This is a genomic window from Altericista sp. CCNU0014 (genome assembly GCF_044923475.1).
In the GTDB taxonomy this organism is placed as follows: Bacteria; Cyanobacteriota; Cyanobacteriia; order Thermosynechococcales; family Thermosynechococcaceae; genus JAAURS01.
In genome coordinates this window covers 3436044-3448674 of record NZ_CP137338.1, presented here as the reverse complement: position 1 = coordinate 3448674, position 12631 = coordinate 3436044, and the positions used below count along the sequence as shown (strand labels likewise).

11 protein-coding genes are annotated in these 12631 nt (G+C 53.8%); 7 read left to right on the top strand and 4 right to left on the bottom strand.

Features of this window, described 5'->3' with window-relative positions; genetic code table 11:
* The first annotated feature begins 10 nt into the window (after positions 1-10).
* From R6H26_RS16470 to R6H26_RS16455, 4 genes are read left to right on the top strand one after another with little or no spacing between them, the layout of a single operon-like run.
* A complete protein-coding gene (locus R6H26_RS16470; protein ID WP_404783822.1) occupies positions 11-1435 on the top strand; it encodes a GAF domain-containing protein in 1425 nt (474 codons plus the stop codon).
* Entirely contained in the window at positions 1432-1875 is a 444-nt protein-coding gene (locus R6H26_RS16465; RefSeq protein ID WP_404783820.1) for a response regulator, read from the top strand. The genes R6H26_RS16470 and R6H26_RS16465 overlap by 4 nt, the downstream gene beginning before the upstream one ends.
* Positions 1876-1888: 13 nt before the next feature.
* Complete coding sequence (locus R6H26_RS16460; protein ID WP_404783818.1) at positions 1889-3829, top strand: response regulator; 1941 nt, start codon at positions 1889-1891, stop codon at positions 3827-3829.
* A gap of 28 nt (positions 3830-3857) precedes the next feature.
* On the top strand, positions 3858-4883 hold the full coding sequence (locus R6H26_RS16455; protein WP_404783816.1) for an NAD(P)/FAD-dependent oxidoreductase: 1026 nt from the start codon (positions 3858-3860) through the stop codon (positions 4881-4883).
* Here R6H26_RS16455 and cobQ read toward each other — a convergent pair.
* Together cobQ and R6H26_RS16445 are read right to left on the bottom strand one after the other, a co-directional pair.
* Positions 4880-6370 carry a cobyric acid synthase CobQ gene (cobQ, locus tag R6H26_RS16450; RefSeq protein WP_404791355.1) on the bottom strand — a complete coding sequence of 497 codons (1491 nt, stop codon included), beginning with the start codon at positions 6368-6370 and terminating at the stop codon, positions 4880-4882. The two genes, R6H26_RS16455 and cobQ, sit on opposite strands and share 4 nt — an antisense overlap.
* A 15-nt stretch (positions 6371-6385) precedes the next feature.
* Positions 6386-6763 (bottom strand): Npun_F0494 family protein, encoded by a 378-nt coding sequence (locus tag R6H26_RS16445; protein ID WP_404783814.1) that lies wholly within the window; start codon positions 6761-6763, stop codon positions 6386-6388.
* Positions 6764-7210: 447 nt separating this feature from the next.
* Between R6H26_RS16445 and psbA the strand changes: the two genes are divergently transcribed.
* Positions 7211-8293 carry a photosystem II q(b) protein gene (gene psbA, locus R6H26_RS16440; RefSeq protein ID WP_404783812.1) on the top strand — a complete coding sequence of 361 codons (1083 nt, stop codon included), beginning with the start codon at positions 7211-7213 and terminating at the stop codon, positions 8291-8293.
* Positions 8294-8658: 365 nt separating this feature from the next.
* On the top strand, positions 8659-9285 hold the full coding sequence (locus tag R6H26_RS16435) for a M23 family metallopeptidase (RefSeq protein WP_404783811.1): 627 nt from the start codon (positions 8659-8661) through the stop codon (positions 9283-9285).
* Between the two features lie 24 nt (positions 9286-9309).
* On the opposite strand, the gene R6H26_RS16430 is transcribed toward R6H26_RS16435, so the two are convergent.
* Positions 9310-10596: a lipid-A-disaccharide synthase gene (locus R6H26_RS16430; RefSeq protein WP_404783809.1), complete on the bottom strand. Its 1287-nt coding sequence runs from the start codon at positions 10594-10596 to the stop codon at positions 9310-9312.
* A gap of 72 nt (positions 10597-10668) precedes the next feature.
* Between R6H26_RS16430 and R6H26_RS16425 the strand changes: the two genes are divergently transcribed.
* Positions 10669-11217, top strand: a complete 549-nt coding sequence (locus R6H26_RS16425) for an NYN domain-containing protein (protein WP_404783808.1) — start codon at positions 10669-10671, stop codon at positions 11215-11217.
* Positions 11218-11234: 17 nt separating this feature from the next.
* On the opposite strand, the gene R6H26_RS16420 is transcribed toward R6H26_RS16425, so the two are convergent.
* Positions 11235-12263 carry a hypothetical protein gene (locus R6H26_RS16420; RefSeq protein WP_404783806.1) on the bottom strand — a complete coding sequence of 343 codons (1029 nt, stop codon included), beginning with the start codon at positions 12261-12263 and terminating at the stop codon, positions 11235-11237.
* Between the last annotated feature and the right edge of the window lie 368 nt (positions 12264-12631).

Genomic DNA, 12631 nt, shown 5'->3' with positions numbered 1-12631 from the left:
ATCTAGAAGAATGAACCCCAACATCTTGTCAAAATTGCGGACCTTCTGTCGAGATGAAGCAGCCTTTGAGCAGCTCAAGCAAACATTGACGGAAGAGCTTCAGCCCTTAGAACGAGAAATCGATCGCGCTAAACATCAGGTCGAGCAACAGAAAGCCTTGTTCAGCGTCATCACCCGCCTGCGCGAACCCATAGAACTAGAAACCATCTTTCAATCCACTGCAACGGAAGTCCGCCAGCTCCTGTCGGCAGATCGCGTCGGGATGTTTCGGTTCTATCCAGATTCCGGCTGGGACGACGGCGAATTCGTCTCTGAAGATGTGGATCCGGCATTTCCATCGGCAATGGCGCAAAAAATCCACGACCACTGCTTTGGCGAACAGTTTTCTGCCCGCTACCAGCAAGGACGCATGCAGGTCGTTGCAGATATCCACAATGCAGGCTTAAGCGACTGTCATATCGAGGTTCTATCCCAATTTCAGATTAAGGCCAACCTGGCCGTACCGCTCCTACAGGGCCAAAACCTGTGGGGATTGCTGTGCATTCACCAATGCCAAGCGCCCCGCCACTGGCAGGACACAGAAATCGAATTCGTCCAGCAAATTGCCAACCATTTGGGGGTAGCCCTCAAACATGCCGAACTCATGGCCGACCTCCGGGCAGAAGTCCTCGAACGGCAGCAAGCCGAGCAAGCCGTTCAAACCCTGAACCAAGGACTGCAAAAAGCCATCGTGGATTTGAAGGCCGTCAATCGAGAACTGGAGTCCTTTAGCTATTCGGTTTCTCACGATTTGCGCGCGCCTTTACGCAGTATCGACGGGTTCAGTCAGGCGCTCTTAGAAGATTGCAGCGATCGACTGGATGCCAGCGGTCAAGACTACCTGCGTCGCATTCGCAACGCAACCCAGCGCATGGGGAATTTGATTGACGATCTCCTCAACCTGTCCCAGGTGACGCGCACCGAAATGAATCTGGAGCCCGTGAACCTCAGTTTATTGGTCAGCAGTATCTGCACGGAGCTGCAGCGCAGCCACCCAGAACGGCAAGTCGAGTTTGTCGTGCAGCCGGGATTGTCCGCTCGAGCAGACGCTCGGCTGCTTCAAGTGTTGCTGATGAACTTACTGAACAATGCCTGGAAATTCAGTGCTAAAAACCCTCTCGCGCGCGTTGAGTTTGGCATGATGCCCGCCGAAACCGATATTCCGGTCTACTTTGTGCGGGATAATGGGACAGGCTTCGACATGGCTTTTTCCAACAAGTTATTCGGGCCGTTTCAGAGATTGCACAGTGCTATCGAGTTCCCCGGCAATGGAATTGGCTTGGCTACCGTCCAACGGATCGCCCATCGTCATGGAGGGAAAGTCTGGGCAGAGGGTGCCGTGGGAGAAGGTGCCACATTTTACTTCACGTTGAAACCAGAGGCCGCTAGTCTATGACCGTAAGTACCAAAAGTATTCTGCTGGTAGAAGACAATCCCGACGATGAGGCGCTGGCCATCCGAGCGTTTAAGCGCCACCACATTGGCAACGAGGTGATCGTGGCCCACGATGGCGTTGAAGCGCTAGATTATTTATTTGGGACCGGAACCTATGCCGGACGGGATATGACTGTCAAGCCGACAGTAGTTTTGCTGGATTTAAAGCTGCCCCGCATAGATGGAATTGAAGTACTGCGACGCATCCGATCCGACGAGCGCACTAAACTTCTGCCCGTTGTGGTTCTGACCACCTCTAGCGAAGAACAAGATATGCTTGACAGCTATAGCTTGGGTTGTAATAGCTACATCCGCAAACCCGTGGATTTCCTTCAGTTCTCGGAAGCCATCCGACAACTCGGAATGTATTGGCTCTTGATGAACGAACCGCCTCCTCTTTAGGAGATCCGTCCCAATGAATTCTTCCTTACGCGTCCTGATTGTCGAAGATTGCGAAGACGACATGCTTTTGATCCTCCGCGAACTGCGTCGGGGCGGGTACGACGTCCATCACGTTCGCGTGGAAACGCCAAATACCCTCCAGGATGCTCTCGAACAGCACGCTTGGGACATCGTAATCTCGGATTACACGATGCCTGCTTTTAACGCGCTAGATGCCCTGAAAATCCTTCAGAGCAAACGGTTGGATCTCCCTTTTCTGATCGTCTCCGGTACCATTGGCGAAGAAACTGCCGTAGCCGCTATGAAGGCTGGTGCCCAAGATTATCTCCTCAAAGGCAATCTGGCTCGGTTGGTCCCCGCTGTAGAACGGGAGTTGCGCGAGTCTGAGGAGCGCCAAAAGCGACACAGTGCCGAACAGGCTCTAGCCATCAGCGAAGATCGGTTTAAGACCCTCTGCGCGTCGGCTCCGCTGGGAATTTTTCACTGCGATGCTCGGGGCAAGAATGTCTATGTCAATCCCCGCTGGCAAGAGATATCGGGACTATCGATTGAAGAGAGTTTAGGCGACGTTTGGCTTCAAGCCATTCACCCCGACGATCGCGACTCGGCGATCGAGTCGTGGCAGCGGACGGTCTCTCAGCGGGAAAGTTGGGTGAGCGAGCACAGACTCTTGACCCCCCAAGGCGAGGTGCGTTGGGTTCGCACGCTGGTCAGCCCCATGTACTCCACGCAAGGTCAATTTTTAGGCCATGTCGGAACGGCGGAAGATATTACCGAAAAAAAGCAATTGGAAGCGCAATTTCTGCGCGCCCAGCGCTTAGAAAGTCTGGGCACCATGGCCAGCGGCATCGCCCACGATCTCAACAACGTCTTGACCCCCATTTTAGGAATCGTGGAACTTTTGCCCCTGAAAGTCCCCGATATGGACGAACAAACGCAGCAGTTAATTGAAATCCTGGGGACCAACACCCATCGGGGGGCCGATTTGGTCAAGCAAATTCTCTCCTTTACCCGTGGCGTTGAAGGCAAGCCGACCAACACCCAAGTCAGCCATTTACTTTGGGAAATTCACAAAATTATTCGCCAAACCTTTCCCAAAACTATCGAAGTCTCCACGGAGTTGCCTCAGGATCTATGGCAGATCGCTGCCGATGCCACCGCCTTGCATCAAGTATTTATGAATCTCTGCGTCAATGCCCGCGATGCCATGCCCAACGGCGGTACGCTCTACATTACTGCCGAAAATCTAGAGATTGACGAACATTACGCTCGGATGCATTTGGATGCCCAAGTGGGTTCCTACGTGGTCGTGACGATCGCCGATACGGGAACGGGCATCCCGCCCAAAATTCTAGACCGCATCTTCGATCCGTTTTTTACCACCAAGGAGATCGGCAAGGGAACGGGGTTGGGGCTGTCCACGGTACTGGGCATTGTCAAAAGCCATCGGGGGTCGATCGACGTTCACAGCGAATTGGGGAAAGGCACTCAGTTCAAAGTTTACTTGCCCGCGACGGAAACCGCTGAAGAAGAGGCGGTTGTCAACACCGAACCTCCCCTAGGCCGGGGCGAACTCATCTTAGTGGTGGACGATGAAGTTGCGGTGCAGGAAATTACCCAGGCCACCCTGGAAGCCTATTGCTACAAGGTCGTAACCGCTAACAACGGGATTGAGGCGATCGCCCTCTATGCCGAGCGCAAAGATGAAATCAGCGTCGTATTGATCGACCTCATGATGCCCGAATTAGATTCCATCACCGCCATCCGCACCCTGCGCAAACTCAACCCTCAGGTTCAGATTATTGCCATGAGCGGATTGGTCACCCACGAGTCCGTGGCAAAAACGATGCGCGAGGGGATTCAAGCATTTTTAGCAAAACCTTTTACCGCGCCAGAATTGTTGAACCTCTTACCCCAACTATGCGACCCCAAAAAATCGTCCTCCGTCCAATAACGCGACGTCAGCGGAATTGAGGGAAGTCATGGCGGACTTTGATGTTGCTGTAGTCGGCGGCGGTCCGGGCGGGTCAGCCGCTGCCATTACCTGCGCGCGGGCCGGGCTAAAGGTGGCATTACTGGAGCGATCGCCCTTCCCCCGCCCGCACCCCGGCGAGACGCTCCATCCGGGCGTAGAACCCATCCTCAAAACCCTTGAGGCTTGGGATGCCGTGCGACAGGCCAATTTTCTCAGGCATCGGGGACATTCGATTCGGTGGTTCGACGCGGAGCGCTTTGAAGCCTTTGGTGCCGACGCGTCCGGCGATTGGCTCGGATTTCAGGCTTGGCGAGCCGACTTTGACGCAATTTTGCTGGAACGAGCCGCACGCGCGGGTGCGTGCGTCCTCCAACCCTGTCAGGCCCTACGCCCCGTTGTCGCTTCGGGCAAAGTGACTGGTGTCGAGACGAATCGAGGAACGATCGCGGCGCGGTATGTCGCGGACGCATCGGGTAGCGCGCGTTGGCTAGAGCGCCATCTCAAACTCCAAGTCCAAACGCTGACCCCTCGATGGATCGTCCGCTACGGTTACGGAGAGGGTGAATGCCCTGCCAGGGATGACAGCCCGCTCATCTGCGCCGATGCGGAAGGCTGGACCTGGACGGCGAGGGTGCGCCCCCACCTTTACCAGTGGACTCGTCTGTGGCTGACGGAGCCCCAATCCCGTGCGGACTGGAAACCTGAAGCCTTTCGCCAGCTACAACCCGTGGGATTTCCCCGCTCTGCTGAGGTCACTTGGCGCATTGCGTTGGAAGCTGCCGGCCCCGGTTATTTCATTATTGGGGATGCGGCGGCGACGCTCGACCCTGCCTCTTCCCATGGCGTGCTGCGAGCGCTGATGTCCGGCATGATGGCAGGACAGTCGATCGCGAAAGCGATGCAGTTGGGGCTGGATCCGGCTGAAGGAGGAGCATTTTATCGAGCGTGGCTGCAGCAGTGGTTTTTCCACGATGCCAATCGCCTTAAAGCGCTGTACTCCCACTTCCCGACCGTTCCTCAGTGGCTGTTTTAAGGCTCTAATGGGTCGGCCATTAAGGTAGAGAGGTCTAAATGGGGGGAAACTGCATCGGTAATGCGATCCAGAAGTTGATCGCGCTGGATTTCGTAAGGGGGGATTTGAGTCTCCAGTAAAGGAAGTCCTTTGCGATCGCGGAGCTGGTTCAACCACATCCTGCGCCAAGGGCCATTGCCGAATAAATCGTGGAGGTAGGTGCCCATGACGCCATTCTCTAGGCTGACAACCCCCAAGCTCGGATCGTCGAACAGCGACAGCAGGGTGGAAGGATCTAAAATTTGCGTCTGCCCCTGATGGATTTCATACCCGCAAATCTTGCAGACCCGGCTAAATTGGCTGAAATGCTCCGAGAGAATGCGGGACTGAGTGGTTCGCTGCCGCGTCGTTTTTTCAAGTGCCATCTCGGTTTTCATCGGCAGCAGCCCCAAGCCCGAAACCGCGATCGCTTCTCCCTCTAAGCCGTGCGGATCGGCGATCGCCTCCCCCAGCATCTGAAAGCCGCCGCAAATGCCCAGCACCATGCCTCCAGCTTTGGCAAAGCTCTGAATTTGGGCCGCCAGTCCGGATTCGTGCAGCACCTGCATGTCGGCGATCGTGGTTTTAGAACCGGGCAAAATGACGGCGTCGGGACTGCCCAACGCTTGCCCTGGCAAAATATAGCGCACCTGTACCGTCGGCTCTGCTTCAAGGGGGTCAAAATCCGTAAAATTTGCCACGCGGGGCAGGCGAACGACCGCAATACTAATATCCCTCACCTCACCTCGGACCGGACGCTCTAGCAAACTCAGCGAGTCTTCCGAAGGAAACACCTCGTCCACCCATGGAATCACCCCCACAACCGGAATGCCCGTCCGCTCCTCCAACCAAGTGAGGCCCGATTCCAAGAGCGATCGCTGCCCCCTAAATTTATTGATGACAAACCCCTGAATCAACGCCCGCTCGTCGGGATCCAGCAGCTCGAGGGTACCTACGATATGGGCAAACACCCCGCCGCGATCGATATCGGCCACGAGCAGCGTTGGCGCGTTCAGGTGCTTTGCTACCCGCATGTTGGTCAAATCGCGATGCTTGAGGTTGATCTCCGCTGGACTGCCCGCACCCTCGCACACGATCCAGTCAAAGGACTGTTGCAGCGTTTCGAGGGATTCTACAATCGCCTGCCATCCCCGCTCGAAGTACAGCCGATAGTAGTCCGCAGCCTGAACCTGCCCCACAACCTGGCCCTTCATAATAATCTGGGACGTCATATTCCCTTGGGGCTTGAGCAAAATCGGATTCATCGCGATCTGCGGTTTTACCCCCGCCGCCCAAGCCTGCACGGCCTGGGCGTGGCCCATTTCCAACCCTTCGTCGGTGACGTAGGCATTCAACGCCATGTTCTGGCCCTTAAAGGGCGACACGCGATAACCTCGACGCTTCAGCATACGGCAGATCGCTGCCGTCAGCATGGACTTTCCCGCATGGGACGTGGTGCCCACCACCATGATGGATTTTGCCACTCAGACCGCTCCGCCGAGCAGGCGATGGAAAAAATCCTGGAGGCGATCGCCCCAAGTCACCCGCCGAAAGGTCTCTCCCTGCTGCTGCCATTGCTCGATCGAAAGTCGTCCCAAAGGCGTCAGCCTAAAACTGTCGGTCAAGCCCTGGCCGTCTACTTCGCGCCGCAGCAACCCAACCTGGATCAACCACAGCAGCGATCGCTCTGCGGCTCCTTCCGAAACTGGCTTGCGCGTATAGCGATGGGCCACCCCCGAAGCACCGGCCACCTCGGCCAATCCCACGCTTTGCAGCGCCATGGTTGCAAATAAAGTCTTGCAAAACGGACTGCAGGCGATCGCCCGCCTGGCCCGCTGAATCGTACGGCGCGGATAGTTCATGGATGAAATACAAAACTTTACTTTCTATTGTAACAATAGCGCGCTTTACCTCAAACGTTGAGGTCAGAATCGTACAGAAACAGGGAGAATCCACCCGTCAAAAATCTCAAAAAGTCGCTGTCGAATCCTGACGCTCGACTGCGACTGAATTCGGGTACTTTTCCCCATAAATCCGATCTAAAGTAATTTAAAAAAAGCAATTTCGTTTATCTTTCTTAAAAATATTTTTCATGTTTGTGAAGTTGTTTGAATTATTTTCGCCCGTTGATTGCTCGCATTAATTTTTGACTTAGAGTGGTGAGTACGTAGAGGTGTTTGCGAACGTCAGGCTTTGTCTAATTTTTTAATACGTTCGTTTTACGAAGACTGTGCCAAATTGAGCATGGTCAGTACTTTACGTGCCCGAACTTTTTAACTTATTCATTGTCGTAATTCATACATTCAACCATGACTACCACCTTAGAAAGACGCGAAGGTCAAGGTGCGTGGGAGCGTTTTTGCAATTGGGTCACCAACACCAATAACCGCCTTTACGTCGGTTGGTTTGGCGTTTTGATGATTCCGACCCTCGCTTCCGCCACCATCTGTTTCATCATTGCCTTCATTGCCGCTCCCCCCGTCGATATCGATGGAATTCGCGAACCCGTTTCTGGGTCGCTCCTTTACGGCAACAACATCATCTCCGGTGCCGTCGTTCCATCCTCCAACGCGATCGGCCTGCACTTTTACCCGATTTGGGAAGCCGCATCCCTAGACGAATGGCTTTACAATGGCGGGCCTTACCAGTTGGTTTGTTTCCACTTCCTCCTCGGAATTTGCTGCTGGATGGGGCGGCAGTGGGAGCTATCCTACCGCCTCGGCATGCGTCCTTGGATTTGCGTGGCTTACTCCGCGCCTTTGGCCGCTGCCTTCTCCGTGTTCTTGATCTACCCTATCGGACAAGGGTCTTTCTCTGATGGAATGCCTTTGGGTATTTCTGGCACGTTCAACTTCATGTTCGTGTTCCAAGCGGAGCACAACATCCTGATGCATCCATTCCACATGTTGGGCGTGGCGGGCGTGTTTGGCGGTTCGCTATTCAGCGCGATGCACGGCTCTTTGGTCACCTCTACCCTCGTGCGAGAGACCACTGAAGTAGAGTCTGCCAACTACGGTTACAAGTTCGGTCAGGAAGAAGAGACCTACAACATCGTTGCAGCCCACGGCTACTTCGGTCGGCTGATCTTCCAATACGCATCGTTCAACAACAGCCGCTCTCTGCACTTCTTATTGGGTTCGTGGCCTGTAGTGGGAATTTGGTTCACGGCAATGGGCATTTCTACGATGGCGTTCAACCTGAACGGGTTCAATTTCAACCACTCCATCGTGGACAGCCAAGGAAACGTGATCAATACTTGGGCAGACGTGCTCAACCGTGCCAATCTTGGTTTTGAAGTCATGCACGAACGCAACGCGCACAATTTTCCGCTCGATTTAGCTTCTAGCGAAGCGGTTCCCGTCGCGCTGACGGCTCCTACCCTTAACGGGTAGCGTTCTCGTTCATTTAACAACAATCGGGTTGTGACGCTGTCTGGTTTCAGGCAGCGTCTTTTTATACTCCTATCGATTTTTTTCATCTCTACCTAAAAGCTCTGTCAGATCGAGCGGCTGCCTGGTGCAATCTATATACAGATAAAAGCGGGATGGCATACAACCCTAAGCAATACTTTTAATGTCTCGCTCGCAATGAAATATCTCGGGCAAAGCGGAGGTCGTGAGATCCGGGCCGTAAGCCTATTGACAGAAGTCCTATAGATGGGTATAAGAGAACTCATGCTTTTTATAATTTTTGCCCTGGTCACTCCCAGGTTTGTCCATCGCGAAGCGACCCTTTCAGGTGCTGAGGAATTTTTACGATGAAGCGGAACCGTTGTTTGTCCCTACTCGGGCTGAGCGTTCTAGCGCTGAGCCTTTTCCCCCAAGTTGGTAAAGCCTTTGAAGATAACAACCCTACCCAACAAGGGGGAGAGATCTGGCGCAATGGTTCCTTCCCGGTCGAAAACTTTCAGGGTTATACCTCTGCCTTTGGCTATCGGAGCTCGCCAACGGGCGGATATACGAGAGAATTTCATAGCGGGCTGGATTTCGCAGCTCCGGTGGGCAGCTACATTCGCGGCTGGTGGAACGGTCGCGTGGTTGAGGTCTCCGATAATACGGCCTGCGGGACCTCGATTCGGGTGCAGTCTGGTTCTTGGATTCACGTTTACTGCCACATGATGGGCTATGTTGGCCGAGACGGTCAGGGGCGCTTCATGACAGATGGCGAGAGCGGACTCAAGATTTATGAAGGTCAATCGTTACAAGCGGGCCAGCGCATCGGTCGCGTGGGCATGACCGGTCGTACGACGGGGCCCCACCTGCACTGGACCCTCAAATATCAAGGTAAGCTGGTCGATCCAGCCGTTGTTTTGCAGGCGATGTATACCGCTCAGCGGCAACCGGGCTACCTTTCTAGCAGCAGCCAGCCCGTTCAGCCTCAGTAGGATCGAGCGATAGAAGCGAGCCCGTTATTCTAAAACTAACTGTACCAGCGCCGCTAGGCGCTGAGCGGCACCGGGCACTCCGCGAACTTGTTTGAGGGCCGCGCGCATTTTGTCCAATTCGGTGGGGTTGTCGAGCAGACCCGCGATGCGATCGCCCGCAGGCTGCGGCAGAATGTGCCCAACCCACTCCGGCACGATTTCGCAACCGGCCCAGATATTGGGCCATGCCCTCAACCCCAGCCCTCGCTCGAGCACCCAGGCATTGATGAGCTTCGCGAACCCCGTGCCTAGGAATGGGAGGTTTGCGAGTAATCCTGGGATGCCATCCCAGGCGCGCATCAGGTCGAGCTGTTGGGTGGGCAGCAGCACCAGCATCGGGACGGCGAGGGAGGCCAGTTCGGCGGTGTTGGCTCCGACTGTCGTAATGCAAAGCTGACATTGGGCTAGGAGGTCATAGGCCGGCACGCGCGACCACAGCAATACGCGCGCGCCATTTGCCGTCGCTAAATAGGGTAATTCCGCTTCAGGTTCCATCAGCGTCGCCTGACAGCCCCCTACCGCCTCAAAGTAGGGGTTTGAAGCTGGATCGGCGTAGCGGCTGATTTCAGCAAGGGTGAGGGTCGGCGCGACGGGAATGACGAGCTGCGTCTGGGGTCGGATTCGATGCAAACGGTCGGCGATCGCCATCCCCAGAGGCATCAATAGGGATAGCTTGACGGACTTCGATCCGGGCAGCAGACCCACGAGTTCCGCCCCCAAGGGAAGGCCGAGCGCAGGCTCGATCGCTTGAGTTGCGGGATCCAGCACCTGCGCCTCAGCAATTAAGTCGCCGACGACCCGTACCTTGGCGCGAAATCGTACGGGCGCGTTGAGCACCGCGCTCTCCTGGGTCACGCCGCAACCGTCAATCCACCTCAGCCAGCGAGGCATCCATTCGGCATAGGTCACAATTTTGTAGCCCAAGCGTTTCCCGACTGCGACGGCAAAAAACTGTTCGCCGCCGAGAAACACGACTGCGCCCGTGCCGTGCCAATCCCAGTTCCGTTCCGTTTTACCCCACAGCAAAAACGGCCAAAATGCATCAGGCCCCTGAACTCGATTTACTTCCGGAAATCCCTTCAACACCTCGGCCTCCCGACCGCTGGCGTGGGGACAAGGGGACAGCACGACCGAAATTCTGAGCGCGAAAGCCTCGGGAGAGAATTGCGATCGCAAGGCCCTGACGACCGGACGCACCCAAGTCATCACCTCTCCCGGCCCGTTCGAGAGAATCAAGACGTCGATTGGAACGGGGTCGCCTGTCAAATTCATCGCAAAATGTTAAGAATATGGAGCAAAATGTAACAATAAGAAAAGCTTGCTGCAGTTCACCCGGCATTTTTTATGGCAGCTTCCCCAGACGTGACGCTTCTCGTCGATGGATATAACATCATTGGGGCTTGGACGCCCCTAGCATTTTGCCGCGATCGCAATGGTTTAGAAGCAGCTCGCGAAGAACTCATTGGGGAGTTAGCCAACTATAGTGCGTTTCAAGGCTATCAAACCCGCATTATCTTTGACGCCCATCAACGCCGCGAATCCTACGGCAACTCCGAATTGATTACGGACGCCCTCGAAATTTTCTACACCGAATTTGGCGAGACCGCTGATAGCCACATCGAGCAGTTTTGCGCTCGAGCGCGCTTTCAAAGCCGCGCGTCCCAGCATCGCCTTATCGTCGCCACGAACGACCGCGCCCAGCAGTTGACTGTCCTCGGCTACGGCGCAGAATGGATGTCTGCCCAACAGCTCATTAGCGATATCGAAGGCATTGCCCTCCGGATTCAGCGCCAGCAGAAGTCCAACAAAAAAACGTCCGCGCGCTTGCTGTCTCATTCTTTAGACCCTGCCGCCAAGAGGAAGCTAGAAAGGTGGCGACACGGACTCAGTTGAGTTCATAAAAGTTGAGTTCATAAAATTTTATTGCCCATGGCATCAAAGCGCTTAAATGCCTCAAGGTAGTGTTGCCCGTCTTCAGCCCGAATTTTCTGATTGGATTCGTAGAGCGGAAGAATGGGGATATTCCCCCAAAAAGCGGCCCATCCTGCAAAGGTCGTGCCCGAGGTCATCAGTAAATCGCATAGAGACAGCTCGATTAAGCTTTCAATAAAGTGTCCGGACCCTCCGGCAATTCCAGTCGCAAAATGTACGTTTAACCCTGCGAACCGATCGATATCTTGAGGCTCGTCAGCCGTCACAATAAAGCCGACGGTCCCTTTGTGAGAAAACGTACTTTGCGCCTGACGGATCCAATCTACGTACCGATCGGTTTCGAACATAAAGCACTTAAAATCGGCAGCCGAACGATAATCGCCTTGACGAATCGCGACCCCAATTAAGTAATCGTATTGTTGGCGCAGATCTCTTACGAAAGTACTAGCTGCACCTTCATACTGAGGGTGGAATGCCAGTGCCTCGCGAACGAAATCTCCATGTTTTTCGAGCAAAGACCAACTGCGAATTCCCCATCCTGCCAGCACGCTCAAAGACTTAGAACTCAGCAGATCCACCGTTTGAGGGAGCGCTAAATCTAGATAAGACAAACGCTGGCCCGCAATTAAGGACCAATAATAAATATCTTTTGCGACTAAAGATTGAGCGTTAGGTATCAGATCGGCATAGGCATGGAGCGATCGCGCAATGTTGACCAGCGCTTTCTCTTGTAATACAGCAGTTGCTCCGGTCTTAGGTCGCACCTCAAGAATCGAGACAAGATTCTGAAGCGTTGCCAGCTGCCGATGAACTGTCGGATACGTACAGCCCAACGGTGTTGAAGTATATTTTAGTAACTTTGCATAGGGCGTAAAAGCAAAATTAATAAAGTTGTACTGGCCGGAATGCTCTTTAAGAAATGCTACAAAATGGGCATAGGCAAATAGCTGATTTCCAAGTCTTCCGGCACCATGCGTGTAAACAAGTAACGGTTTATTGAGATCCATTTCTTGATGCTGCTTTAACAATAATAAAACCCATTCGCGTTTCTATAAAATGCTCTTTTTAAGAAATCTTTTGCAATTCAAAGATACTGCAGTCATAATAAAGATTAAAACACTATCGTTAATATTGTTATCGGTCAGATTGATGTCCCTGTGCAAATCGCCTCGATCGTCTACATATGGACGTCACGCGTAGATTGCGAACGAACTCAATGATGAAAGCATTGTCCTAAAAGAATTTTATAGATGGTGAATTTGTTCGTAACCAATTACGGATGGCTGTAGAAACCACACAACAGATTTTGTACGAATAATTGGAAAGATCGACGTTTTTCATACTCGGACGCAAAGCTAGCTTTCAGACCTTCTGC